Source organism: Pseudomonas sp. PDM27, from assembly GCF_019219205.1.
Taxonomy (GTDB): Bacteria; Pseudomonadota; Gammaproteobacteria; order Pseudomonadales; family Pseudomonadaceae; genus Aquipseudomonas; species Aquipseudomonas laurylsulfatiphila.
In genome coordinates, this window is record NZ_JAHUWF010000002.1 from 248,167 (window position 1) to 272,887 (window position 24,721).

Annotated in this window: 21 protein-coding genes; 10 read left to right on the plus strand and 11 right to left on the minus strand. The window is 59.1% G+C overall.

The features are described from left to right. Positions 1–258: 258 nt before the first annotated feature. Both KW838_RS06515 and KW838_RS06520 read right to left on the minus strand, forming a co-directional pair. Entirely contained in the window at positions 259–1,707 is a 1,449-nt protein-coding gene (locus KW838_RS06515) for an aldehyde dehydrogenase family protein (RefSeq protein ID WP_102698533.1), read from the minus strand. Next, a complete protein-coding gene (locus tag KW838_RS06520) occupies positions 1,704–3,341 on the minus strand; it encodes a 5-guanidino-2-oxopentanoate decarboxylase (protein ID WP_102698414.1) in 1,638 nt (545 codons plus the stop codon). The genes KW838_RS06515 and KW838_RS06520 overlap by 4 nt, the downstream gene beginning before the upstream one ends. A gap of 159 nt (positions 3,342–3,500) precedes the next feature. On the opposite strand from KW838_RS06520, the gene KW838_RS06525 reads away from it, so the two are divergent. Then, positions 3,501–4,376 carry a LysR substrate-binding domain-containing protein gene (locus KW838_RS06525; protein ID WP_102698415.1) on the plus strand — a complete coding sequence of 292 codons (876 nt, stop codon included), beginning with the start codon at positions 3,501–3,503 and terminating at the stop codon, positions 4,374–4,376. A gap of 68 nt (positions 4,377–4,444) precedes the next feature. On the opposite strand, the gene KW838_RS06530 is transcribed toward KW838_RS06525, so the two are convergent. The 3 genes from KW838_RS06530 to KW838_RS06540 form a co-directional block, all read right to left on the minus strand. Next, positions 4,445–5,467, minus strand: coding sequence for an alpha-xenorhabdolysin family binary toxin subunit B (locus tag KW838_RS06530; RefSeq protein WP_218500726.1), 1,023 nt, complete (start codon positions 5,465–5,467; stop codon positions 4,445–4,447). A 28-nt stretch (positions 5,468–5,495) separates the two neighbouring features. Further along, positions 5,496–6,725 (minus strand): alpha-xenorhabdolysin family binary toxin subunit A, encoded by a 1,230-nt coding sequence (locus KW838_RS06535; RefSeq protein WP_218500727.1) that lies wholly within the window; start codon positions 6,723–6,725, stop codon positions 5,496–5,498. Positions 6,726–7,143: 418 nt separating this feature from the next. After that, positions 7,144–8,022, minus strand: a complete 879-nt coding sequence (locus KW838_RS06540; protein ID WP_218500728.1) for an MBL fold metallo-hydrolase — start codon at positions 8,020–8,022, stop codon at positions 7,144–7,146. A gap of 226 nt (positions 8,023–8,248) precedes the next feature. Between KW838_RS06540 and KW838_RS06545 the strand changes: the two genes are divergently transcribed. Further along, positions 8,249–9,154, plus strand: a complete 906-nt coding sequence (locus KW838_RS06545) for a LysR family transcriptional regulator (protein ID WP_218500729.1) — start codon at positions 8,249–8,251, stop codon at positions 9,152–9,154. Positions 9,155–9,307: 153 nt separating this feature from the next. Then, the gene (locus KW838_RS06550) at positions 9,308–9,484 is read left to right on the plus strand and encodes a hypothetical protein (RefSeq protein WP_172435705.1); all 177 of its coding nucleotides are present in this window, start codon (positions 9,308–9,310) and stop codon (positions 9,482–9,484) included. 9 nt (positions 9,485–9,493) lie between these two features. Here KW838_RS06550 and KW838_RS06555 read toward each other — a convergent pair whose 3' ends face one another. Then, positions 9,494–10,390: a helix-turn-helix domain-containing protein gene (locus KW838_RS06555; RefSeq protein WP_218500730.1), complete on the minus strand. Its 897-nt coding sequence runs from the start codon at positions 10,388–10,390 to the stop codon at positions 9,494–9,496. Between the two features lie 182 nt (positions 10,391–10,572). Here KW838_RS06555 and pobA point away from each other — a divergent pair, with 182 nt between their 5' ends. Both pobA and KW838_RS06565 read left to right on the plus strand, forming a co-directional pair. Beyond that, positions 10,573–11,766, plus strand: a complete 1,194-nt coding sequence (pobA, locus tag KW838_RS06560) for a 4-hydroxybenzoate 3-monooxygenase (protein WP_218500731.1) — start codon at positions 10,573–10,575, stop codon at positions 11,764–11,766. 78 nt (positions 11,767–11,844) lie between these two features. Continuing rightward, on the plus strand, positions 11,845–13,362 hold the full coding sequence (locus KW838_RS06565) for an MDR family MFS transporter (protein WP_218500732.1): 1,518 nt from the start codon (positions 11,845–11,847) through the stop codon (positions 13,360–13,362). 124 nt (positions 13,363–13,486) lie between these two features. On the opposite strand, the gene KW838_RS06570 is transcribed toward KW838_RS06565, so the two are convergent. The 4 genes from KW838_RS06570 to KW838_RS06585 form a co-directional block, all read right to left on the minus strand. Continuing rightward, positions 13,487–14,335 carry a cache domain-containing protein gene (locus KW838_RS06570; RefSeq protein ID WP_218500733.1) on the minus strand — a complete coding sequence of 283 codons (849 nt, stop codon included), beginning with the start codon at positions 14,333–14,335 and terminating at the stop codon, positions 13,487–13,489. A gap of 255 nt (positions 14,336–14,590) precedes the next feature. Further along, positions 14,591–15,463 carry an ATPase gene (locus KW838_RS06575; RefSeq protein WP_218500734.1) on the minus strand — a complete coding sequence of 291 codons (873 nt, stop codon included), beginning with the start codon at positions 15,461–15,463 and terminating at the stop codon, positions 14,591–14,593. 114 nt (positions 15,464–15,577) lie between these two features. Continuing rightward, positions 15,578–16,570 carry an NAD(P)-dependent oxidoreductase gene (locus KW838_RS06580; RefSeq protein ID WP_218500735.1) on the minus strand — a complete coding sequence of 331 codons (993 nt, stop codon included), beginning with the start codon at positions 16,568–16,570 and terminating at the stop codon, positions 15,578–15,580. 96 nt (positions 16,571–16,666) lie between these two features. Beyond that, positions 16,667–17,566: a LysR family transcriptional regulator ArgP gene (locus KW838_RS06585; RefSeq protein WP_095965443.1), complete on the minus strand. Its 900-nt coding sequence runs from the start codon at positions 17,564–17,566 to the stop codon at positions 16,667–16,669. A 96-nt stretch (positions 17,567–17,662) separates the two neighbouring features. Between KW838_RS06585 and KW838_RS06590 the strand changes: the two genes are divergently transcribed. The 3 genes from KW838_RS06590 (at position 17,663) to KW838_RS06600 (ending at position 19,434) form a co-directional block, all read left to right on the plus strand. Next, positions 17,663–18,064: an ACT domain-containing protein gene (locus KW838_RS06590; protein ID WP_218500736.1), complete on the plus strand. Its 402-nt coding sequence runs from the start codon at positions 17,663–17,665 to the stop codon at positions 18,062–18,064. Positions 18,065–18,070: 6 nt separating this feature from the next. Beyond that, positions 18,071–18,673 carry a LysE/ArgO family amino acid transporter gene (locus tag KW838_RS06595; protein WP_015096661.1) on the plus strand — a complete coding sequence of 201 codons (603 nt, stop codon included), beginning with the start codon at positions 18,071–18,073 and terminating at the stop codon, positions 18,671–18,673. 164 nt (positions 18,674–18,837) lie between these two features. Beyond that, on the plus strand, positions 18,838–19,434 hold the full coding sequence (locus KW838_RS06600; protein WP_008022038.1) for a superoxide dismutase: 597 nt from the start codon (positions 18,838–18,840) through the stop codon (positions 19,432–19,434). 218 nt (positions 19,435–19,652) lie between these two features. Here the strand turns inward: KW838_RS06600 and KW838_RS06605 are convergent, their stop codons facing one another. Continuing rightward, positions 19,653–19,919, minus strand: a complete 267-nt coding sequence (locus KW838_RS06605) for a DUF6124 family protein (protein WP_007978539.1) — start codon at positions 19,917–19,919, stop codon at positions 19,653–19,655. Positions 19,920–21,071: 1,152 nt separating this feature from the next. Between KW838_RS06605 and KW838_RS06610 the strand changes: the two genes are divergently transcribed. Then, a complete protein-coding gene (locus tag KW838_RS06610; RefSeq protein WP_102698430.1) occupies positions 21,072–23,123 on the plus strand; it encodes a bifunctional diguanylate cyclase/phosphodiesterase in 2,052 nt (683 codons plus the stop codon). 231 nt (positions 23,124–23,354) lie between these two features. Next, a complete protein-coding gene (locus KW838_RS06615; protein ID WP_102698431.1) occupies positions 23,355–24,704 on the plus strand; it encodes an imelysin family protein in 1,350 nt (449 codons plus the stop codon). Positions 24,705–24,721 lie beyond the last annotated feature (17 nt).

Below are 24,721 nucleotides of genomic sequence, written 5' to 3' on the forward strand. Positions count from 1 at the left end.
GGATCAGCGTTAGCCCTCGTATTTTCGGGGCTTGGCTGAGCCAGCGAGTTCATCCTGAGGTTGTGTAAAACAGCTGACTATCGATAAAAACTCATTGAAGCCATGACGCCAGTGCATGCCTTCTTTCGGGGCATGCGGATAGGTTTTCTGTAGGAGCGAGCCTGCTCGCGATGGACGCAAGGGCACCGCGCTCATTCAGGTACCCCGCGTTATCGTTGACGTCCATCGCGAGCAGGCTCGCTCCTACAGAGATCGGTGTCAGACAGCCCGGATCACGTGTTTGATTTCCTGGAAAGCCTGCAAGCCCCAGGGCCCCAATTCGCGGCCTATGCTGCTCTGCTTGTAGCCGCCCCAGGCGGTCTGCGGGAAGATCACCTGCGGTGCGTTGATCCACACAAGCCCCGCCTGCAAAGCGTTGGCGACGCGGTCGGCAGCCTCGGCATTACGCGTGACCACACTGGCGACCAGGCCGAACTGGCTGTCGTTGGCCAGGGCAATCGCCTCGGCTTCAGAGGCGAAACTGCGCACGCAGATCACCGGGCCGAAAATCTCTTCACACCACAGCGCACTGTCGAGGGGCACTTCGGTGAAAACCGTCGGCTGCAAAAAATATCCGCGCGGCAGGTCCGCCGGGCGATTGCCACCGCAAACCAGTTTGGCGCCGGCGCTCAAACCACGATCGATGTGGCCCAGTACACGCTGGTATTGCGCCTGATTGACCAGCGCGCCCATTTCCACGTTGGGGTCGAACGGGTCGGCCACACGAATCGCTTCGGCACGGGCCTTCACGCGGCTGAGGAATTCATCGGCCAGCTCATCGGCGACCAGCACGCGGCTGGTGGCGGAGCACATCTGCCCGGCGTTGAAGAAACCACCGCCGCAAGCCACTTCCACCGCCAGGTCGAGGTCGGCATCGGCCAGCACCAGCAGCGATGATTTGCCGCCCAGTTCCAGGCTCACGCCTTTGACGGTTTCCGCTGCCCGCTGCATGACTTGCACACCAACGGCGTTGCTGCCGGTGAAGGAAATTTTCGCGATCCGCGGATCCGCCGACAACGGCGCGCCAACGGCCAGGCCGGTGCCGCACACCAGGTTGAACACGCCCGCCGGCAAGCCGGCTTCAGCAATGATCGTTGCCAGTTCCAGCTCCGGCAGCGGCGTGACTTCCGAAGGCTTGAGCACCACGCAGCAACCGGCGGCCAGGGCCGGGGCGAGTTTCCACGCGGTGGTGACCATCGGGAAGTTCCACGGCACGATCAAGCCGACTACACCGCAAGGTTCACGGCGCAGGCGAGCGCTGAAGTCGTCGCTCGGCAGTTCGATGGCGCTGTCCTGCTTGGCGTCCAGCCCTTCGGCCAGACCGGCGTAATACTCGAACGTGGCGATTACGTCATCGACGTCGATCGCGGCTTCGAATTGCGGCTTGCCGTTGTTGCTCGACTGCAAGTGCATCAGTTTTTCACGGCTGGCCTGCACGCCCGCGGCGATTTTGCGCAGGATGGCAGCGCGTTCGGCACCGGTGGTTTTCGACCAGCCGGCGAACGCCTGGGTCGCCGCGCTCACCGCTTGATCAACTGCACGCTCATCGCCGCCATTGACCGTGGTCAACAGGGCTTCGGTCGCCGGGTTGATCACCCGCAGGTGTTCATTACCGGCCGACCATTGGCCGTTGATGTACAGGCCATCCAGGGTAGTCGGGAACGTCATTTCGACACCGCCTTCATCCATTCGGCCTGGTCGATTTCAATCAGGGTCGGGCCCTGGCGATCGTGAGCCACACGCAATGCGCCGCGCAATTGCTCGACACTGCTGACGGCTTCGGCCGCGCAACCCAAGGCCTTGGCCACACCAATGAAGTCCGGGGTGTAGATGTCCACGCCGACCGGCTCGATGGCACGGTTGACCATGTATTTCTTGATCTCTTCGTAGCCCTGGTTATTCCACAGCAGCACGATGACCGGGGTGCGCGCTTCAACGGCGCTGGCCAGTTCCGGCAGGGTGAACTGCAGGCCGCCGTCACCGATCAGGCACACCACTGGCGGGCGAGCACCGTTTTCAGCGCTGCCGCCGAGCCAGGCGCCAATCGCCGCCGGCAAGGCGTAACCGAGGGTGCCGTAACCGGTGGACGAGTTGAACCAGCGACGTGGACGCTCCGGGTTGAACGTCAGGTTGCCGGTGTATACCGGTTGGGTCGAATCACCGACGAACACCGCGTCCGGCAGCTCGTGCAGGACGGTTTCGAGGAATCGGGTCTGGGCCAGGGTCGGCGCGTCCCAGGTCACGGCCAGGTCTTCACGCAGACGAGCGGCCCGTACCTGGCCCCAATCGTTGCGGCGTTCGGCCAGGGATTTGTGCGACAAGGCGCTGAGCAAGGCCTGGGCAGCGTTGCGCGAGTCGGCCACCAATGCCACGTGCGGCGGGTAGTTGCGCACGGTCTGGTCCGGATCGATGTCCACGCGCAGCAACTTGCCAGGAATCTCGAAGCCACCGGCGAAGGTCACGTCGTAGTCGGTCTCGGCCAGTTCGGTGCCGATGGCCAGGACCACGTCGGCCTCGGCGACCAGCGCACGGGTGGCGACCAGGCTCTGGGTCGAGCCGATCAGCAGCGGGTGGCCGGAGGCAAGCATGCCCTTGGCATTGATGGTCAGGGCGACCGGTGCGTCCAGCAGTTCGGCCAGTTCGGTCAGCTCGGGCGCCGCGTCGATGGCACCGCCACCGGCGAGAATCAGCGGACGCTTGGCGTTGGCCAGCAATTCGGTCATGCGCGACACGGCACTCGGCGAAGCACCGGCGCGGTCGATGTTGACCGGCAGGCTGCTGAGCAGCTCGTCAGCGTCTTCGACCAACACGTCCAATGGAATTTCAATGTGCACCGGACGCGGACGGCCCGCCTGGAACAGCGCAAAGGCGCGAGCCAGCACACCCGGCAATTCCGACGCCGACATCAGGGTGTGGGAGAACGCCGCGACACCGGCGCACAGTGCGCCCTGGTTCGGCAGTTCATGCAGCTTGCCGCGACCGCCGCCCAACTGGCTGCGCGATTGCACGCTGGAGATCACCAGCATCGGGATCGAATCGGCGTAGGCCTGGCCCATGGCGGTGGTGATGTTGGTCATGCCTGGACCGGTGATGATGAAGCACACGCCCGGTTTGCCGCTGGTGCGGGCGTAGCCGTCGGCCATGAAACCGGCGCCCTGCTCATGGCGCGGCGTCACGTGGTTGATGCTCGAACGGGCCAGCCCGCGATACAGCTCCACGGTATGAACCCCCGGAATGCCGAATACCTGCTCGACTCCGTAGTTTTCGAGTAACTTGACCAATACTTCGCCGCACGTCGCCATGTCTTTGCCCTTCTTGTTCGTTTGAGACGCCGGGCATGCGCTGTGTTTATGATGGATTGGCAGGCCCGGGAATGGCCTCATTGGAACGGGCGACACGTAGCCGCAACAATGGATAAAAAGTCATACTAGCCATGTCCTCACGTCATACCTTGGATCCCAATGAAACGACTGCCTCCCCTGCCGGCGCTGCACACTTTTCTGATTACCGCGCAGTGCTGCAATTTCACCCGGGCCGCCGAACAACTGCACATCACCCAGGGCGCGGTCAGCCGGCAGATCGCCGGGCTGGAAGATCACCTGGGTTATGAACTGTTCATTCGCCAGGCCCGAGGCCTGGACCTGACTGCCGAAGGACGGGAGTGGCTGCCACGGGTGCAGCAGATTTTCGGCCTGATCGATGAGGCCGTGGAGCAGATCGGCGAGAAGCGCGAAACCCTGCAACTCAAGGCACCGACCTGCGTCATGCGCTGGTTGCTGCCGCGTCTGTTGCAATGGCAAAGGGAACGCCCGGACGTGCCGGTGGAACTGACCACCACGGTCAAGCACGGCGTGGATTTTCATCTCGAGCAGTTCGATGCGGCGGTGATGTACGGCGCACCGCCGGACAATTCATTGATGTCGCAAAAACTCTTCGACGAGCAACTCACGCCGGTGTGTTCCAGACCGATGCTCGAAGGCCCCATGCCCCTGCAGACACCTGCCGATCTGCAACAACACCTGCTGCTGCACCCGACCCGCGATGAACGGGACTGGAAGGCCTGGTTGAAAGCCGCGGATGTGAATTTGACCAATGTCGGCAAGGGCCAGCATTTCGAAACACTGGACCTGGCAATGTCGATGGCGTCCCAGGGAACGGGGGTGGCGATTGGCGACTGGTCGCTGATCGGCGATGACCTGAGTGCCGGGCGGCTGGTCATGCCATTCGAATTGAAGGTGAAAACAGGTCTTGCGTATTACCTGGTGTTCCCGGAAAAACCCGGGCCTTCGCCCAAACTGCGCGAGCTGATGGCGTGGTTGGTGGAACAGGCGCGATGATCCTTGGCGTTAGCCCAATCAATCGGACGGGCCATGCACGAAGCATGGCCTTTTGCTGATATCACCATTCAGCTTTTTTTGATGGACTTCAAGTAATTCAAGAATACGTCATAACGCTCGGCAGTGTCCTTCAATGTCGGCACATCGACGATCAATTTTGGGTTGTTTATCCGGAGAAAATTCGAGTATGCCTCAGCGACCTTTGCGACTTGCTCCGACCAACTTAAAAGTACCGAATCCAATGCGCCCAGTTCATCCAACGCGCCGAGCTTGCACTGCAACTCGCGTACTTGCAATTTATCCGACTTGATGCTGTCGTTCAGCTCGCTCATTCTATCACGCACTGCGTCCCGCGCTTGGGCGAGGTCAGTGAATTGACGCCCTTGGTCGAGCGCTTCAAAGTTACCTTGAAGCTTGTTCAATACTAGTTTCAAGAATTCCTTATCCGGTTTCCCGGTGGCAACCAACTTTATTGCAGCCTCGATTTCTTCTGCACTCGGCAGCAGACTACTGACAATATCGCGCCAGCCCGGGGCCTTGAACTTCTGGATAGCGTCGTCGATAAACTGCTTGTCCTTCTTTAACATTCCCAGGTCGCCCTCGTCAGCCCCGATGCGCTGTTCAATAGCGTTCACTTCACTATCAAAGGTACGACGCAAACCAATGGTTGACTCGGCAAAACGGATCGTAACAAAGTCTTCGGCTACCCGAGCCAAATAATTATTAGCAACCACTAATGCGATCTGAGACTCAGCAACCCGTGCGACCCCATGTTCGAGCAACCGGTTAACGTGTTCATCTTTCTTCAAGGCAGACAATACAGCATTGCTACGCATTTTCTCAATGCTCGCCAGCGTTGCTTCCAAGCCAGAGTTGGCCAATAACGCAGTGATTTTCTTGACATCCTCAAACAACTGCTGATGTGCATCATTCAGGTCACTACTGACACTCAATAATTTCTCTTGTGATGAGGGCAAAAAATCGAATCTCCCATCACTCACACTCATATTCAATCGATCCTTGGCACGTCTCATTGCGCCGGTATCGGGCACCACATAATGATTACTTGTAATAGCTTCATGGTCTTTCATAGCAGAGTTCCTCCTTGAACCAAAATATTTACTTACCCTCAACGACCTGATTAAAAACCGTGGACAAGGCGTGAGCATGCCCTTGAATGGTTTTCCATGGATTAAAAATCGCCTGAAGGTTCAGCACCAACAAAATCAAATCCAGGTCACTCGCTCCGTCTTCGAACTCACCCAAAGACACACCCAGACTATTCCAGACAATACCGAGCACGTCCTCGATGCACTTGATACCATTTTCAGCATCTTTCATTAATGCGCGCATCTCGGAAAAATTTGTCGTCAGCGTTATTAAATTTTGAGACAGGCGAGCAGACGACATCTGGGTAACCAATCGGTTCTTTTGCTCTAGCAACTCATTTTTCTGCGCTCTGGTTTTTTCAGCTTCGGCGCCGAATATACCGCCTGTCACTATCAGACCCAGTGGGCCGAATACCAAACCGGTAAAGGCATACCCTACCTGATAGTCATACTCTGTTTGCTTTTCAGCAATTGCCTCATCAAGATCTTTTATTTGTTCACGAAGCCTATCAATACCTTCATGTTTGTCGATGCTCACCTCATCGACAGCCTTCAGCTTATGTTCCAGCTTGATCAATAATCCATCCGATATCTTGCGAGAAAACTCAACAGCCATAGCATTGACATCAGCAACCGCGAGATAAAACTCCGCAACATCTTTTTTGGCGTACTTAAGCGCCTTACGAAGGCTTTCAACACGCTTTGTGTCGGTACTACTCAGTGGAATGGACGCTAGTTGTGTTTTTTCATCATCGTTCAGTGAATCTATATTGCCTTCCACGCGCCTGTAGGTTTCGGTTTCCTTCAAGAGATTAATGATCGCCGAACCGCTTTCAAAAAAACTTCTGGCAAACAAGTCGAGTCTGTTTCCGATGTTTTTTGTCTCTCGCTCCAAGGTTGCCCAGGATAAAGCATGCGAATGAATTTCCTGATAGAACTGCTGCATACTTGTCGGTTCAAGCAGCGGGTGACCCGCGTTCTTGTACCCAAGATAATCTTCAATCTCGCCGAGATTGACTGGCAACGAAAGCCCGGCGCGAACATAGCGCTTAATCATTACCACATGACTTTTTTTGACAATGAATGTTTCATCATCAATATTTTCCACCTTTTTTTCAAAGTATTGCACAGGTACAAATCTAGCGGCATTAACTATGCCACTTATACCTTCCAACTGTGAAAAAACCTGCGCCCCCCTGACCTCCAATTCCTTGGCAGCCGTCTCCAGATCAATTTCCATATATTCTCCACGCTTGAGTTAATATTCATACGCATCACAAAGCAACGAATAGAGTTCATGACCAGAAAACAATACGCCCCCAACAACCGACCTACTATCATCCGTCTACGTCAATCCACGTAGGACTTATCGCCCCCGATTAAAAATGCCAAAACCAAAACAGCCTCAAAGCTAACCACATCAGCGATATTTATATACCCCACCAATACACACGCAACTTTTTATCATTTATGCTATTTTTCAAGACGCTCAAAAAACACCCACCCAACAAAAAAACACGAAGCCCATTTCATTGTCGACAGGGACAATAAACTGAGCTTCGAGCTATTGTTGAATTTGATGTTTTCTACGCGAACACCCCGAACATTCGAGGTGTTTGTACAAGTCTATTCCCACCTGCGTGGGAACAATTAACGACTTACCACTTCATCTCACCTTTGGCGACCTTGGCGCTCAGTTCCAGGGAGCTTTCATCACCCAGTGCCGGGAAGCGTTTTTTCATTGCCGCAATCAGTTCAGCGGAATCCCTGGCCTTGGCGCTTTCTTCGTCGAAGGCCTTGATGTAAGCGGCGGTGAACTGCACAGCTGCCAGGGAACGATCGCTCTTGCCGAGGTAATGCCCCGGCACCACGACCTGCGGTTTCAGGGTTTCAATGGAATGCAGCGTAGCCAACCAATCGGCATGGGACTGCGGCGTTTGCGTGTCGGCCATCCACACGTGGATGTTTTGCGCCACCACGACACCACCGACGACCGCCTTGATCGACGGAATCCATACAAAGCTGCGATCCGGTTGCGGACCCTCAAGACCCAGCACCTGCAACTTCTGCCCTTCGAGGATCAGACTGTCGCCCTTGAGCACGTCCGGCACGATGGTTTTGGCCGGCACATCGGCGCCCATTTTCGGGCCCCAGAAGGCCAGTTTGCCGTCGACGGTTTGCTTGATGTGGTCGACGGTCGGCTGCGAGGCCAGGACCCTGGCCTTGGGGAACGCGGCCGTCAGGGTGTCGAGGCCGAAGTAGTAGTCCGGGTCACCGTGACTGATGTAGATGGTGGTCAATTGCTTGCCGCTGGCGCGGATTTTTTCCACCACCTGCTCGGCCTGGGATTTGCCGAATTGGGCATCCACCAGGATCGCTTCCTTTTCGCCGCTGACCAGCACCGAGGTCACCGGGAAGATGGCTTTTTCGCCGGGGTTGTAGACATCCAGTGTCAGGGGCGAGGCAGCTGCATGGGCGACGAAACCGAAGGCGGCACTTGCCAGTAAAACGCGCTTGAGGGTGGTGAAACCGATCATTTGTTGCTCCGTTGTCCGAATGCCGTGCGTGGCGGATGCCCTTTTTTTGTAGGAGCGAGCTTGCTCGCGATGGACTTGAAGACGCCGCGTTTAACCGACAACCCGCGTTATCGTTAACGTCCATCGCGAGCAAGCTCGCTCCTACAGGGGAACAGAGCTTAGTTGCCTGACTCGGTACAAAAAATGCGATGCTTGAACATAGTTTGTTTCTGAAAGCGGGCAAATCATGGATCGTCTTCAAGCAATGCGGGTGTTCGTCACGGTGGTCGACCTCGGCAGCCAGTCGGCCGCCGCCGATCACCTGGAGCTGTCACGGCCGGTGGTGTCGCGGTATCTGGCGGAACTGGAAGATTGGGTCGGCGCGCGCCTGATGCACCGCACCACACGCAAGTTGAGCCTGACCGCCGCCGGCAACGAGATCCTGCCCCGCTGCCGGCAGATGCTCGACTTGTCCAGCGACATGCAAGCCGCCGTCAGCGAACCGGATGACGCACCGCGCGGCCTGCTGCGGATCAGCGTCAGCACCTCGTTCGGCCAGGCGCAACTGGCCGATGCCATGGCCGCGTACGTCAAGCGCTACCCCGGCGTCAGCGTCGACATGCAGATGCTCGACCGCACCGTGAACCTGGTGGACGAGCGCATCGACCTGGCGATCCGCACCAGCAACGACCTGGACCCCAACCTGATCGCCCGCCGCCTGACGGTTTGCCGCTCGGTGATCTGCGCTTCCCCTGCTTACTTGCGCGAACATTCGGCGCCGCAACGGGTCGAGGACCTGAGCCTGCACAACTGCCTGACCCATTCCTACTTCGGCAAAAGCCTCTGGCATTTCGATCAGGACGGCGAGCAGGTTTCAGTACCGGTGCAGGGCAACATCAGCGCCAACGAGGCCAGCACACTGTTGCGCGCAACGATCGCTGGCGCCGGGGTGGCGATGCTACCCACCTACCAGGCCGGCGTGCACATTCACAGCGGCGAATTGATTCGCCTGCTGCCGACGGCCGAACCCCGGCAAATGAACGTGTACGCGGTGTATGCCTCACGCAAGCACATGCCGGCGGCGCTGCGCAGCTTGCTGGATTTTCTGGTGCTCAGGTTTCCACAGGAGCCCGAATGGGACATCGGCCTGTAACCCCGCCCGTGTAGGAGCTGCCGAAGGCTGCGATCTTTTGATTTTAAGAAGCAAGATCAAAAGATCGCAGCCTTCGGCAGCTCCTACACAACTCACCAACGCTGACCTATGCTCAATGTAATACCGAAAGGTATTCGTTCAGAGGTCAACGCCATGAACATCAGAACAAGAAGATACCTCGCGATCTTCATCACCTGCGCGGTCACGCTCGGGCTGTATGGCGCTGCCGCCTGGCGCGTCGAGCAACTGCGCAACCAGCCCCGTGAAGCCGCGAGCTGCAACTTCGAGCGATGCATCCCCCACAACGCCACCCTCAACGCCCTCCGGTAAGGAAGGGGGTCAGGCTTCGTTGTCCTGATCGGCCTTCAAGCGGTCACGGAAGGCCTTGGGCGAAATCCCCACACGACGCCGGAACAGGCGCGTGAAGTTGGTCGGATCGGAAAACCCCAACACGTCGGACATTTCATAAATGGTCATGCTGGTGTAGGTCAGCAAGCGCTTGGCCTCCAGCAATTGCCGTTCGTGCATGATCTGCAACGCCGGTTGCCCCGCCAGCTCACGGCAGGTGCCGTTGAGGTGCGACACGGAAATCCCCAGCCGGTGCGCCAGATCCTCGACCTTGACGTGCTGGCGATAAGTCTCTTCCACCAGTTGAATAAAGCCGTTGAGGTATTCCCGGGCCCGCTGCGGTCGCGCCATGGCGGTGCGACGCTGGATCACCTGGCGGCTGACCCACACCACAATCACGCTGACCAGCGAATGCATGAGCATTTCCCGCGCCGGTTGATGGCTGTTGTATTCGCTCTGCAAGGCACTGAACAGGCTGTTGAGGTACTCGGCGTCCTTGCCTGCCGGGTAACTTTCGGCCTGGGCCAGGGCGTTGACCGATTGTCCCAACTGCATCTGCAGATGGGCGATCAGCGGCGCGGCCAGGGTCACGACAAAGCCTTCCACGTCTTCGGAAAAGCGAAAGCCATGCACCGACAGCGGAGGCAGGATCTGGATCCCCGGTTCCACCAGTTGTGTACGTTGGCCTTCGATTTCAAGCTCTGCCTGGCCTTTGAATACGAAGAGCAGTTGGCATAAATCAGCGTGGCGGTGGGGTTTGATTTCCCAATGATGTTCGCGGCTGCGTTTGGAAATGGTCTCACAGTGCAGCAAGTCCGGGGTTGGCCAATCCAGGCTTTCACCGTAGAGCTTGAACACCGGAATCGAAGGCAGGTCAGGCTTGTTCATCACTTCAATCCAGGCCTCGGAGTTTGATGGCGGGCGATAATCGCACCGATTGGCAGAATGTACAGCTTTCGGCTCAGTTTTCACCTTCAATTGACAGACTCGCAAGGGAAAAATGCAAGCACTCGATCCATAAAAATCATTCACCGCCCCTGGTCGCGTGAAGCTTGCGAGTCATAAAAACAATGAAAACGCTGAAAACCCAGGTCGCCATCATTGGTGCCGGCCCTTCAGGCTTGTTGCTCGGCCAATTGCTGCACAACGCCGGTATCGACACCCTCATTCTCGAACGTCAGACCCCGGACTATGTACTCGGCAGAATCCGCGCCGGCGTGCTTGAACAAGGCATGGTAGAGCTGTTGCGTCAGGCCGGCGTGAGTCAGCGCATGGACGCCGAGGGACTGGTGCATGGCGGCTTCGAACTGGCCCTCGACGGGCGCCAGGTGCACATCGATCTGCACGCCCTCACGGGTGGCAAAACAGTGATGATCTACGGCCAGACCGAAGTCACCCGCGACTTGATGGCCGCCCGTCGGGAGGCCGGCGCGCAGACGATTTACCAGGCAGCCAACGTCGTTCCCCACGGCATGAAAACCGACGAAGCCTTTGTCACTTTTGAGAAAGATGGCGAGACCTGGCGACTCGATTGCGACTACATCGCCGGTTGTGACGGCTTCCATGGCGTGGCGCGGCAATCGATTCCCGCCGACAGCCTGAAAGTCTTCGAACGGATCTACCCCTTCGGCTGGCTCGGGATCCTGGCCGATACCCCGCCGGTCCACGACGAACTGGTCTACGCCCGCCATGAGCGCGGTTTTGCCCTGTGCAGCATGCGCTCGCCGACACGCACCCGCTACTACCTTCAAGTGCCCACCAGCGATCATGTCGATAACTGGTCGGATCAACGCTTCTGGGATGAACTCAAGACGCGGTTGCCACAGGCGTTGGCAGACAAACTGGTGACCGGCCCGTCCATCGAAAAAAGCATCGCGCCGCTACGCAGCTTCGTGGTCGAACCGATGCAATACGGGCGGATGTTCCTGGTCGGCGATGCCGCGCACATCGTTCCGCCCACCGGCGCCAAGGGCCTGAACCTGGCAGCCAGCGATGTGAGTACGCTGTTCAATATCCTGCTCAAGGTTTACCGTGAAAACCGCCTTGATCTGCTGGAGAACTACTCGCAAATCTGCCTGCGCCGGGTGTGGAAGGCCGAGCGGTTTTCCTGGTGGATGACCTCGATGCTGCACCGTTTCGAGGAGCACGATGCCTTCAGCCAGCGCATTGCCGAGTCGGAACTGGACTATTTCATCGGCTCCGAGGCGGGTCGAAAAACCATTGCGGAAAACTACGTCGGGCTTCCTTGTGAGGCTATCGAATAGCCTGCTATCGACTTACACTGGCGAGCATCCCCGCTCGCCTTGCCTCGTGCGGGTCAATCACTGCCCGCAGGTTTTCCCGTGACCAATCTCCATCAGCCTGAAACGCCCAAACCCGCCATCCGCAGCGTGCTGATCGCGCTGATGCTGGCGATCTTTCTCGGGGCGCTGGATCAGACCATCGTCGCCGTGTCGATGCCGGCCATCTCCGCACAATTCAAGGACGTCAGCCTGCTGGCCTGGGTGATTTCCGGCTACATGGTGGCCATGACCGTGGCGGTGCCGATCTACGGAAAACTGGGTGACCTGTACGGGCGGCGCAAGTTGATGCTGTTCGGCATGGGCCTGTTCACCCTGGCGTCGGTGTTCTGCGGCATGGCCCAGAGCATGGAGCAACTGGTTCTGGCGCGGATCTTCCAGGGCATCGGGGCTGGCGGGATGATTTCGGTGAGCCAGGCGATCATCGGTGACATCGTGCCGCCACGGGAACGCGGTCGTTATCAGGGCTATTTCAGCAGCATGTACGCGGTGGCCAGCGTGGCCGGCCCGGTGCTCGGCGGTTACATGACCGAATACCTGTCCTGGCGCTGGGTGTTCCTGATCAACCTGCCGCTGGGCCTGGGTGCCTGGCTGGTGGCCCATCGCACGCTGGTGGGCCTGCCGGTTCCGCAACGCAAACCGGTCATCGATTACCTGGGCACCGTGTTGATGATCATCGGGCTGACGGCAATGTTGCTGGGCATCACGCAGGTCGGTCAGGGTCATTCCTGGCGCAGTGCCGAAGTGCTGGCGCTGCTCGTTTGTGCGGTACTGGTGCTGGGGCTGTTCGTCGTTCATGAACGGCGGGCACGGGAGCCGTTGCTACCCATGCATCTGTTCGCCAACCGCAATGCGATCCTGTGCTGGTGCACGATTTTCTTCACCAGTTTCCAGGCCATCTCGCTGATCGTGTTGATGCCGTTGCGCTTCCAGAGCGTCACCGGCGCCGGGGCCGACAGCGCCGCCCTGCATCTGCTGCCGCTGGCCATGGGCTTGCCGATTGGCGCGTACTTCGCGGGCCGCCGCACCTCGGTGACCGGGCGCTACAAACCAATGATCCTCACCGGTGCCGCGCTGATGCCCATCGCGATTTTCGGCATGGCGTTCAGCCCGCCGCAGGCATTCGTCGTGAGCAGTTTGTTCATGCTGCTCTGCGGGATTTCCTCCGGTATGCAGTTCCCGACATCGTTGGTCGGCACACAGAACTCGGTGGACCAGCGGGACATAGGCGTCGCCACCAGCACCACCAATCTGTTCCGCTCGCTGGGGGGTGCCGTGGGTGTGGCGTTGATGTCGGCGCTGCTGCTGGCCTTGTTGCAGGATTCAAGCTTCGCGCACCTGGCCGGCTCGTCGCTGATTGCCGAAGGCAGTTCGGGGAATGTGTTGCTCGACGGATTGAACGCCGCACCAGGTGAGGCGCAGAACGCCTTGCGTGCTGAATTGCTGCTGACGTTCCGGCACTTGCTGACAGTCAGTGCGGTGGTGTCGTTGCTGGGGTTGGCGGCGGCGATTGCCATGCCGAACATGTTGTTGCGCGGGCGTGAGGACAAGGTTCGATAGGTGGACCGCGTTGCCTGTATTCGCGAGCAAGCCCGCTCCCACAGTTGACCGCGTGCTGATGAAGAACTCGGTCTAATGTGGGAGCGGGCTTGCTCGCGAAGACGTCCTCATTGAAACCCTAAAATCAAGGGCTGTAATACCCCACAGCCACCAGAAAATGCCCGACCTTCTTCAGGTAGGCATGCTTGTTCTCGACCTTGCCGGTCACCGGGTTTTTCCAGCGGTATTCGTATTCGCCGTAATCCTGTTTGGCCATCAATGCCAGAATCGGCTCGCCCACCGGCTTGCCTTCCGGGTCTTCGATCTTGCTGAAGTCGGTATTGATCAGCCGCAGGTTGGTGCCGTGGGCCACATAACGCCGGGTGTCCAGGTCGACGACAAACACATACAGGTCATCCTGCAGGTAGCCGCCCTTGAGGGAATTGATCGCCGTCAGGGTGCCCTTCTCGTCCTTGGCCAGATCGGTTGCCGCTTTGTTCAGCAAGGCCATGGCCTGCTCAGCAGAGGCCCGGGGCAGGTAATAACCGACCGCCAGAATTCGCTGGCCGATGCGTTGGTAGTAGACATGCTTGCGCTCGACCTTGCCGTCGCTCCAGTTCTGCCAGCGATACTCCGCCTGCTGAATGCCATTGCCCTCCGGCACTTTCAGGGCATCCTTGAAAGTTTTCTGCAAGTCCGGCCCAAGCACCTCCGACACGTCCCGGCCAATCAATGCCGACGACGGTCCGCCGCTGGCAAGCATCACGCCCTTGGTGTCGAGCACAAAGACGTAACGGTCCTTGTCGACAAACTCGCCCTGGCGACTGAACGCCGCAAAGGCCTTGTCGCCGTTCTGGTGGTAGTAGGCCAAGGCTTTTTCAAGCAGGGCGATGGCCGCCTTGCTGTCGTCCTTTTCCGTCCCGGCGGCGTGTGCCTGGCCCAGGCACAGTAAGAACATGCCGCATAGCAAGGCGGACTTATGCAGAAACCCCATTGCGCATCCCTCATTCCTGATGGTGTTTCAAGAGCGTAGACGGCAATGGGGGGAGGCATGGATATTCAGGAAAACACAGAATGCTGTGGTGCGATGGGGCTTGTGTGGCGAGGGGGCTTGCTCCCGCTGGGTGGCGCAGCCGCCCCAAATCCATTCGCCGCGGTTGCACAGGTAAACCGTGGTGCCCGCTTTACGACTGCTGCGCAGCCGAGCGGGAGCAAGCTCCCTCGCCACAAATGCTTCTGGAGCAGTCGATTACTGCCGGGCGCGCAACTGCTGTTGCAGGTTCTGGATCTGCGCCTGAAGGGTATTGATGTTGCGGGTGACCTGGCTGCGGAAGGCATCGAACTCGGCGGTATTGGTCGCGCCCGGTGCGGCGGCCGGACGGTTGTCCTGCACGCTCTTGAGCACGACGATGTCTTGCTCGAGACGCTCGATGGCAGCGCTCGGGTTGCCTTGCTTCTTCAGGGCGACGATGTCGGCTCCCAGGCTTTTCAACTGTGCATCGAATTTTTCCGAGTCGGACGGGGCACTTTTCAGGGCGGCCACTTCAGCACTCAAGGCTTTGACCTCGGCCTGCAACTGCGTATTGACCGCCTGATGTTCAGTGCCCTGGGCGGCCATCAGTGCAAGGCGCTTGTCCACTTCGGTGGTTTGCGCGGTCATTTGCGCCAGTCGCTTGTCCAGGTCCGAGGCCTGGCCGGCCACACCTTGCTGCTGGGTGCTCTGGTCCTGGAGCTTGCCTTCCAGTTGGCGGATTTGCAGCTTCAGGGCCTCGCTGTCGGAGGTGACACTGGTCTGGCTGGCCACAACCTTTCCGGAAATATCCTGCAGGCGCCCTGCCGCTTCCTCGCTGATCCGCGCGAAACTTTCCTGGGTCGCCACCAGTTGCTGTTCCATCAGGGAGATCTGCTGAAAGCTCCACCAGGCCAGGCCCGCGAACGCAAAGAACAACGCCCCGACCAACGCCCACAGGGGACCGGTACTCGCCGCCTTGACCTTCACCACCGGCGCCGTGCGCGAATGCACGACCGTGCGAGCAGTCGGCGGATAATCGTCATCGAGAACGTCTGCACGCAGGCTCGGTACATCGTCGAAGTCGTCGTTGGCATCGTTTCGCATGGACATTGAATCAACCTTAATGAATCACATAATGGCTTTATGCCGCGCAGTATAAACCCCACAGCCGCAACCATTGACCCTGAAGCCCGTATCCGGTTCAGAAATGGCGCTGTTCGAGCCTCAGCGAATATCCTGCGCCTTCCACCAGCCACAGAATTCATCGAGCGCCGTCCAGAGGCTGACCTTGGGATCGTAATCCAGATAATGCCGGGCGCGGCTGATGTCCAGGGTGAAATTTTTGTTCATGACTTGCATGCCCAGACGCGACAGCGTCGGTTCGGGACGCCCCGGCCAAATCTTGCACACGCCCTCGTTAAGCGCCGCCACGCTGTAGCCCAGGCCGTAGGAGCGGTAGCGGGTGACCTGTGGGACGTCCATTTTGCGCATGACGTAATTGACCACGTCCCACAAAGGAATCGGCGTGCCGTTGCTGATGTTGTAAGCCTTGCCCAGCGCGGAACCGCTGGCCAGCAAACTGCTGAGCAACGCCTCGTTGAGGTTTTGCACGCTGGTGAAGTCAACTTTGTTCAGACCGTTGCCGATGATTGCCAGGCGCCCCTTGCGCTGCATGTTCAACAGACGCGGGAAGATGCTCATGTCGCCGGCCCCGGTCACGAAACGCGGGCGCAGGGCCAGGGTTTCGAGACCGAACTCCTGGGCGCCGAAGACTTTTTGCTCGGCCAGGTATTTGGTGGTGGCGTAAGGGTGTTTGAAGCGCTTGGGCACCTGCTCTTCGGTCAGGCCCAGGTGATCTCGACCATCGAAATAGATCGACGGTGACGACAAATGCACCAGTCGTCGAACCCGTTGCTTCAGGCAGGCTTCGACCACGTTCTCGGTGACCTGGACGTTGCCCTGATGGAAGTCCTGATAACGTCCCCACAAACCGACGGCACCGGCGCAATGCACCACGGCCTCGACGTCCGAACACAGTTCGCGCGCCAGTTCCGGGTCGCTCAAGTCGCCCTGGATGAACTCCGCTCCGCGGCGTACCAGATGCTCCACACTCTCGGCCCGGCGACCGTTGACCCGCACATCCAGGCCCTGCTCCAGGGCAAAACGCGCAAAGCGTCCGCCGATGAAGCCGCTTGCGCCGGTAACCAGAATTTTCATGAATTGCTCCAACAAATGCAGCCGCGAGCTTCAAGCGGCAAGCTGCAAGTTAAAAACGGACCGCAAGCGCTTCACTTGCAGCTTGCAGCTTGACGCTTAAGGCTGCTCCCAGGGCACCAGCCATTGCTTCGATGCGCTGACCAATTGATCGGTGAGCAGCCCCAGCAACTGACCGCCATTACGCCAATGATGCCAGTACAGCGGCACATCGATCGGCTTATCTGGCAATAACTCCCGCAATACGCCCCTTTCAAGTTGCTCGCGTACCTGCAGTTCCGGAACCAGGCCCCAGCCCAGGCCGGCTTCGGTCAATCGAATGAAGCCTTCGGACGACGGGCATAAATGGTGTTCGAAACCACCCTCGACGCCGAGGGACGCAAGATACCGGTGCTGCAGGAAATCGTCCGGCCCAAACACCAGCGCCGGGGTGCGGGCCAACTGATCGGCGCGTACGCCTTGCGGAAAATGCCGGGCAATAAAGGCCGGGCTGGCCAGCGCACGGTAACGCATGGCTCCCAGCAGTACGCTGCGCGCGCCTGCCACCGGACGCTCGCTGGCGCAGACACAGGCTGCCACCTCGCCGGCACGCATGCGTTTGAGGCCGACGGTCTGGTCTTCGACCACCAGGTCCATCAACAGATGCTGTTGCGCGCAAAACTCCCCCACCGCCTGCGCCCACCAGGTGGCCAGGCTGTCGGCGTTCAGGGCGATCCGCAGGCGTTCCGGCAGGCCCTCTTCATCCAGTGCCGGCACCAGGCTTTGCAAGTCCCGTTCAAGCAAACGCACCTGCTGCACATGATTGAGCAACCGCCGACCGATTTCCGTCGGCGTTGGCGGTGTAGCTCGCACCAATACCGGCTGGCCAACCCGCGCTTCCAGCAACTTGATGCGCTGGGATATCGCCGACTGCGACAGGCCCAGCACCTGGGCTGCCCGTTCAAAACCGGCCTGTTCGACCACGGCGGCCAGGGCAGAAAGCAATTTATAGTCGAACATCAGTTTTCCTAATGAGCGATCAGCAAGATTGGTTTTTCTTATACATCCTTCACAGGGACAATGACCAGCAAGAACTCTTGAACAAGGATCACCCACATGGCTGGCGAAACTTCATTGGCAACGCTGCTGCGCAGCATGAGCCCGCAACTCAATGCCGGCGAATACGTGTTCTGCACCCTGCGCTACGGCCAGTTGCCTGCAGGCCTGAAGATTGTCGGCAGCTTCCGCGAGCAGGAAGGCCTGACCGTGATTCTCGAACGCTCCCACGCCGAAAAAGCCGGGTTCAGCTTCGACTACGTCGCCGCCTGGATCACCCTGAACGTGCATTCGGCACTCGAAGCGGTAGGCCTGACTGCGGCATTCGCCACGGCATTGGGCAAGGCCGGCATCAGTTGCAACGTGATTGCCGGCTACTACCACGACCATTTGTTTGTCGGCCAGGCCGACGCCGACCGTGCCCTGCAGGTGCTGCGGGATCTGGCAGCCAACGCGGAGTAAAAAATCATGTGGCAAAGTTATATGAACGGCCTGTTGGTGGCCTTTGGCCTGATCATGGCGATCGGCACCCAGAATGCGTTTGTCCTCGCGCAAAGCCTGCGGCGTGAACATCACCTGCCGGTCGCGGCACTCTGCGTGGCCTGCGACGCCCTGCTGGTGGCAGCCGGGGTGTTCGGTCTAGCGACGGTATTGGCACAGAACCCGACATTGCTGGCCATCGCCCGCTGGGGCGGTGCAGCGTTTCTGTTGTGGTATGGCACCCAGGCACTGCGCCGGGCCTTTTCGAAACAGAGCCTTGAGCAGGGCGAGGGTCAGACCGTACGCTCGCTGCGGGCGGTCATGCTCAGCGCGCTGGCGGTGACCTTGCTCAATCCGCACGTCTACCTGGACACCGTTTTGCTGATCGGCTCCCTGGGCGCACAACAAACCGAGCCCGGCGCTTATGTGGTCGGCGCGGCCAGTGCCTCGCTGCTGTGGTTCTTCACCCTGGCGCTGGGTGCGGCATGGCTGGCTCCCTGGCTCGCCCGCCCCGGTACCTGGCGAATTCTCGATCTGTTGGTGGCGGTGATGATGTTTGCCGTAGCGCTGCAGTTGATCGCGGCCATCTGATTCGCGGAACCTCTATTCCACACAGTTGTTGCGTGGTTATGCCGCCCCCCCGGTGCTATGATCCGTCTCCCTGCGCCGCAAAGAGTACAAACTCCCCGGCGCTTGTCTGGCCGCCCGTGATCGGCCTTGCGCTCACCGCAACTGACCTGATTAGGAGAATCATCATGGCTTTCGAATTGCCGCCGCTGCCGTACGCACACGATGCCCTGCAGCCGCACATTTCCAAGGAAACTCTGGAATTCCACCACGACAAGCACCACAACACCTACGTCGTGAACCTGAACAACCTGGTGCCAGGCACCGAGTTCGAAGGCAAGACCCTGGAAGAAATCGTCAAGACTTCCTCGGGCGGTATCTTCAACAACGCCGCACAGGTCTGGAACCACACTTTCTACTGGAACTGCCTGGCGCCAAACGCCGGCGGTCAACCAACCGGCGCACTGGCTGAAGCCATCAACGCAGCTTTCGGTTCGTTCGACAAGTTCAAGGAAGAGTTCAGCAAGACTTCCATCGGCACCTTCGGTTCCGGCTGGGGCTGGCTGGTGAAGAAGGCTGACGGTTCCCTGGCCCTGGCCAGCACCATCGGCGCCGGCAACCCGCTGACCAACGGCGACACCCCGCTGCTGACCTGCGACGTCTGGGAACACGCTTACTACATCGACTACCGCAACCTGCGTCCGAAGTACGTCGAAGCGTTCTGGAACCTGGTCAACTGGAAATTCGTGGCTGAGCAGTTCGAAGGCAAAACCTTCACCGCTTAAGCTCGACGCCAGTCAAAAAACCCGGCTTTTGCCGGGTTTTTTTATGCGTTCGGGAAAGTGGCCACATCAATGAAAAATGTATCGATTATCCGGCCGTCTTCGCGAGCAAGTCGGATCGCCGCACCGCCGCTCCCACGCTGGATCGTGTCGTATACAGATCAAATGTGGGAGCGGGCTTGCTCGCGAAGAACGATGACGCGGTCAACCTGAATGAATACCTATCCCTGCGGATCGAGGTTATCCAACGCTCGACTCACCGCCAGCTCCGCCAACATGACAATCTGCGAAATGGCCAGCGCTGTGTTGCGCTGGGGGCCATTGAGGTAGGTCGCGAAATCACTCGCCAGGACATTGGCTGAAGCCAGTGATTCACAGGCGTGGGCAAGAAGGGTTTCAGTGTCCATGTCGGGAACGATCATGAACATGGTGTGGGGGCTGTAGGGTTTGGTGGTGCTGCTGGGGGGATCGGGGATTAATTTGTCCATAAAACCATTCCTCTGGCGCAGTGGCCACCACTTGCCGTTTCTCACGCGGTGAAGAGGTGGCAGCTATGTGCGAGGTGAGAAACCGGTATGGACACCCGGGCCAGACCTAAGTCTGCCCGCACACAGCCGCCATGACGCATTTACAGACAGCGGACTAGCTGGCGGCGATTATGCGTGCACAGGTTCTGGATGACCATAAGTAGCCGGGTTCTCACACCCGATCGCTGAGTTTTCAGCGACAGCCAAAGGCTATTCAGCCCGCTTCCGACGGACAACCTGAAAACTGCGTGGGAAACTTCTGGCGCTTTCCTACACCGCGCCATCTCGCAGAAACGTAACGCGGAGCGTCCCTGGCAGTACTCCCACGCGGGCGTGTGGGATTGATCAGCTTGTAGGCGTGGGAGATTGGTCGGTTGACAGGCCGTCATCGCTGGCAAGCCAGCTCCCACAGGGTCAAAGTACATCCGCCAGATTCAGGTCGGCTGTCAGGCCGCCTTCGCGAGCAAGCTCGCTCCCACAGAAAAGCAAAGGCAGAGCGGCGTACACCTTCGCTCTTCACCACTCATCAGGCCGAGCGTTAGCTCGCCTGCAGCTCTTGATCCACCCGCCCCCTCGGCAGGCTGAGCGCAGGTGTTCATCCGGGGATGGGCGCGCAGCGCCGTTCGACGCAGTCGAACTCATTGCATGTAGGTCGAAGCGAAGCCGACCGGAGGGCAATGCCCCCGGATGGACACCGGAGCGAAGGAACCCCGAGCCTCAGCGAGGGGCCGTACGTAAGGGGCGAGACCTTTGGTTACTTTGGGGCGTTTGCCAAAGTGACCCGCTGTAAGAGCGGAACCATAAGCCGCCGTTACCGCAGAAACGGATATGTACCCGGTTAAAAACCCAACAACGAAACAAGCTTCGAACCCCTTGCCCCCCCGCCACAGACGGCTAACATCAAACAAAAGGAAAATATCCCCACCCTCACCCCTAAAGTTGAAGGACTCGACAACCGACACAGTGCGAATAGGCTAACTCGTCAAGACAACTGCAAATCAGCCAAGCTGCAGGCAAAATCCCCCAAGGATGATTGTCCCTTTGACTGCCATCACGGGATTGCCAATACTCATGGCAACTTGATACTACCCGCACGGAACAAGGAATATCCCTTTGAAGCTGGAACTCAAGAACAGCTTGTCGGTGAAGTTGCTCCGGGTCGTGCTCCTGTCGGCATTGATCGTCGGCGTGGTCTTGAGCTGCGCACAGATCGTGTTCGATGCCTATAAAACACGCCAGGCCGTCGCCAACGATGCCGAACGCATCCTCGACATGTTTCGCGACCCCTCGACCCAGGCCGTCTACAGCCTGGACCGGGAAATGGGCATGCAGGTGATCGAAGGCCTGTTTCAGGACGCCGCCGTGCGCAAGGCCTCCATCGGCCATCCCAACGAAGCCATGCTCGCGCAAAAAACCCGTGAATTGCAGCACTCCCACAGCCGCTGGCTGACCGACGTGATTCTCGGCCAGGAACGCACCTTCACCACCCAGCTGGTCGGTCGCGGGCCCTACAGCGAATATTACGGCGACCTGAGCATCACCCTCGATACCGCCACCTACGGCCAGGGGTTCATTGTCAGCTCGGTGATCATCTTCATTTCCGGCGTACTGCGCGCGCTCGCCATGGGGCTGGTGCTGTATCTGGTCTATCACTGGCTGCTGACCAAGCCGCTGTCGCGGATCATCGAGCACCTCACGGAAATCAATCCGGATCGTCCCAGCGAACACAAGATTCCGCTGCTCAAGGGCCACGAGAAAAACGAACTGGGCATCTGGATCAACACCGCCAACCAGTTGCTCGAATCCATCGAACGCAACACCCATCTGCGCCACGAGGCGGAAAACAGCCTGTTGCGCATGTCCCAGTACGATTTCCTGACAGGGCTGCCGAACCGGCAGCAATTGCAACAGCAACTGGACAAGATCCTCATCGACGCCGGCAGGTTGCAGCGCCGGGTCGCGGTGTTGTGTGTCGGCCTCGACGATTTCAAGGGCATCAACGAGCAGTTCAGCTACCAGACCGGCGACCAGTTGTTGCTGGCCTTGGCCGATCGCCTGCGCGGCCATAGCGGTCGCCTGGGCGCCCTCGCCCGCCTCGGTGGCGACCAGTTCGCCCTGGTCCAGGCCGATATCGAACAACCCTACGAGGCCGCCGAACTGGCACAAAGCATTCTCGATGATCTGGAAGCGGCGTTTGCCCTCGACCATCAGGAAATCCGCCTGCGCGCCACCATCGGCATCACCCTGTTCCCCGAGGACGGCGACAGCACCGAGAAGCTGCTGCAAAAGGCCGAGCAGACCATGACGCTGGCCAAGACCCGCTCGCGCAACCGCTATCAGTTCTATATCGCCAGCGTCGACACCGAAATGCGCCGCCGTCGCGAGCTGGAAAAAGACCTGCGCGATGCGCTGGTCCGCAATCAGTTCTACCTCGTCTACCAGCCGCAGATCAGTTACCGCGACAACCGCGTGGTGGGCGTCGAAGCCCTGATTCGCTGGCAACACCCCGAGCACGGCATGGTGCCACCGGACCTGTTCATTCCGCTGGCCGAACAGAACGGGACCATCATTGCCATCGGCGAATGGGTGCTGGACCAGGCCTGCAAACAATTACGCGAGTGGCATGACCAGGGCTTCAGTGACCTGCGCATGGCGGTCAACCTGTCCACGGTTCAATTGCACCACGCCGAACTGCCACGGGTGGTCAACAACCTGCTGCAAATGTACCGCCTGCCGCCACGCAGCCTGGAACTGGAAGTCACCGAAACCGGCCTGATGGAAGACATCAGCACCGCAGCCCAGCATCTGCTCAGCCTGCGCCGCTCCGGTGCGCTGATCGCCATCGATGACTTTGGAACCGGCTATTCATCCTTGAGCTATCTCAAGAGCCTGCCGCTGGACAAGATCAAGATCGACAAGAGTTTCGTTCAGGACCTGCTCGATGACGACGACGATGCGACCATCGTTCGCGCCATCATCCAGCTGGGCAAGAGCCTGGGCATGCAGGTGATTGCCGAAGGTGTGGAAACCGCCGAACAGGAGGCCTACATCATTTCCGAAGGCTGCCACGAAGGTCAGGGTTATCACTACAGCAAGCCATTGCCGGCGCGGGAACTGGGCGTTTACCTCAAGCAGGCCCAACGCAGCAACGCGGCTATTTTGTAACCCCCCTGTAGGAGCGAGCCTGCTCGCGATGAACTTGAGAACACCGCGGGGTATCAGGTTCCCAGCGTAATCGTTGACGTCCATCGCGAGCAGGCTCGCTCCTACAGGGATTCGTGAATAAGAAATATTTCCACCTACAACCCTTTACACATAATGCGAAAGATTTGCATTATGTCGCAGTTTTGCGTGCGCACAGCGCCACTCCACCCCTATCGAAGCAGGATGTTCGCTATGATTCGTATGCCTCTGGCTACCGCCAGTCTGTTGGCCATCGCTATTTCCCTCGCCGGTTGCGGCGAAGGTGACAAAGAAAAAGCTGCCGCGCCTGCACCTGCGCCAGCCGCCAGCACCGCGGCCGCCCCGGCTGCTGCGCCTGCCGCTGCCGGTAAAGTCGACGAAGCCGCCGCCAAAGCCGTTGTCGCTCACTACGCCGACATCGTTTTCGCCGTTTACAGCGATGCCGAATCCACCGCGAAGACCCTGCAAACCGCCGTAGACGCTTTCCTCGCCAAGCCGAATGCCGACACCCTGAAAGCCGCCAAGGCTGCCTGGGTTGCCGCTCGCGTGCCTTACCTGCAGAGCGAAGTGTTCCGCTTCGGCAACACCATCGTTGACGACTGGGAAGGTCAGCTGAACTCCTGGCCGCTGGACGAAGGCCTGATCGACTACGTCGACAAGTCCTACGAGCACGCCCTGGGCAACCCGGGCGCCACCGCCAACATCATCGCCAACACTGAAGTGCAGATCGGCGAAGACAAGGTCGATGTCAAAGACATCACCCCGGAAAAACTCGCCAGCCTGAACGAGCTGGGCGGTTCCGAGGCCAACGTCGCCACCGGTTACCACGCCATCGAATTCCTGCTCTGGGGCCAGGACCTGAACGGCACCGGCCCTGGTGCCGGCAACCGTCCGGCTTCGGACTACCTGGAAGGCAAAGGCGCTACCGGCGGTCACAACGATCGTCGTCGCGCCTACCTGAAGTCCGTGACTCAGCTGCTGGTCAGCGACCTGGAAGAAATGGTCGGTAACTGGAAGCCGAACGTGGCCGACAACTATCGCGCCACCCTGGAAGCGGAACCGGCTGAAACCGGCCTGCGCAAAATGCTGTTCGGCATGGGCAGCCTGTCCCTGGGCGAACTGGCGGGCGAGCGCATGAAGGTTTCCCTGGAAGCCAACTCCCCGGAAGACGAACAGGATTGCTTCAGCGACAACACCCACAACTCGCACTTCTACGATGCCAAGGGCATTCGTAACGTGTACCTGGGTGAATACACCCGTGTCGACGGCACCAAAATGACCGGCGCCAGCCTGTCGTCCCTGGTGGCCAAGGCCGACCCGGCTGCCGACACCGCGCTGAAAGACGACCTGGCCGCTACCGAAGCCAAGATCCAGATCATGGTTGATCACGCCAACAAGGGTGAGCACTACGACCAGTTGATCGCTGCCGGCAACACCGCAGGCAACCAGATCGTCCGTGACGCCATCGCCGCCCTGGTCAAGCAGACCGGTTCGATCGAAGCCGCCGCTGGCAAACTGGGCATCAACGACCTGAACCCGGACAACGCTGATCACGAATTCTGATCAACGCTGGCTGAATG

Excerpts from the sequence above, each read along its gene's own strand:
- KW838_RS06515 (WP_102698533.1), bottom strand. The coding sequence starts at position 1,707 with ATGACGTTCCCGACTACCCTGGATGGCCTGTACATCAACGGCCAATGG.
- KW838_RS06520 (WP_102698414.1), bottom strand. The coding sequence starts at position 3,341 with ATGGCGACGTGCGGCGAAGTATTGGTCAAGTTACTCGAAAACTACGGA.
- KW838_RS06525 (WP_102698415.1), top strand. The coding sequence starts at position 3,501 with ATGAAACGACTGCCTCCCCTGCCGGCGCTGCACACTTTTCTGATTACC.
- KW838_RS06530 (WP_218500726.1), bottom strand. The coding sequence starts at position 5,467 with ATGAAAGACCATGAAGCTATTACAAGTAATCATTATGTGGTGCCCGAT.
- KW838_RS06535 (WP_218500727.1), bottom strand. The coding sequence starts at position 6,725 with ATGGAAATTGATCTGGAGACGGCTGCCAAGGAATTGGAGGTCAGGGGG.
- KW838_RS06540 (WP_218500728.1), bottom strand. The coding sequence starts at position 8,022 with ATGATCGGTTTCACCACCCTCAAGCGCGTTTTACTGGCAAGTGCCGCC.
- KW838_RS06545 (WP_218500729.1), top strand. The coding sequence starts at position 8,249 with ATGGATCGTCTTCAAGCAATGCGGGTGTTCGTCACGGTGGTCGACCTC.
- KW838_RS06550 (WP_172435705.1), top strand. The coding sequence starts at position 9,308 with ATGAACATCAGAACAAGAAGATACCTCGCGATCTTCATCACCTGCGCG.
- KW838_RS06555 (WP_218500730.1), bottom strand. The coding sequence starts at position 10,390 with ATGAACAAGCCTGACCTGCCTTCGATTCCGGTGTTCAAGCTCTACGGT.
- pobA (WP_218500731.1), top strand. The coding sequence starts at position 10,573 with ATGAAAACGCTGAAAACCCAGGTCGCCATCATTGGTGCCGGCCCTTCA.
- KW838_RS06570 (WP_218500733.1), bottom strand. The coding sequence starts at position 14,335 with ATGGGGTTTCTGCATAAGTCCGCCTTGCTATGCGGCATGTTCTTACTG.
- KW838_RS06575 (WP_218500734.1), bottom strand. The coding sequence starts at position 15,463 with ATGTCCATGCGAAACGATGCCAACGACGACTTCGACGATGTACCGAGC.
- KW838_RS06580 (WP_218500735.1), bottom strand. The coding sequence starts at position 16,570 with ATGAAAATTCTGGTTACCGGCGCAAGCGGCTTCATCGGCGGACGCTTT.
- KW838_RS06585 (WP_095965443.1), bottom strand. The coding sequence starts at position 17,566 with ATGTTCGACTATAAATTGCTTTCTGCCCTGGCCGCCGTGGTCGAACAG.
- KW838_RS06590 (WP_218500736.1), top strand. The coding sequence starts at position 17,663 with ATGGCTGGCGAAACTTCATTGGCAACGCTGCTGCGCAGCATGAGCCCG.
- KW838_RS06595 (WP_015096661.1), top strand. The coding sequence starts at position 18,071 with ATGTGGCAAAGTTATATGAACGGCCTGTTGGTGGCCTTTGGCCTGATC.
- KW838_RS06600 (WP_008022038.1), top strand. The coding sequence starts at position 18,838 with ATGGCTTTCGAATTGCCGCCGCTGCCGTACGCACACGATGCCCTGCAG.
- KW838_RS06605 (WP_007978539.1), bottom strand. The coding sequence starts at position 19,919 with ATGGACAAATTAATCCCCGATCCCCCCAGCAGCACCACCAAACCCTAC.
- KW838_RS06615 (WP_102698431.1), top strand. The coding sequence starts at position 23,355 with ATGATTCGTATGCCTCTGGCTACCGCCAGTCTGTTGGCCATCGCTATT.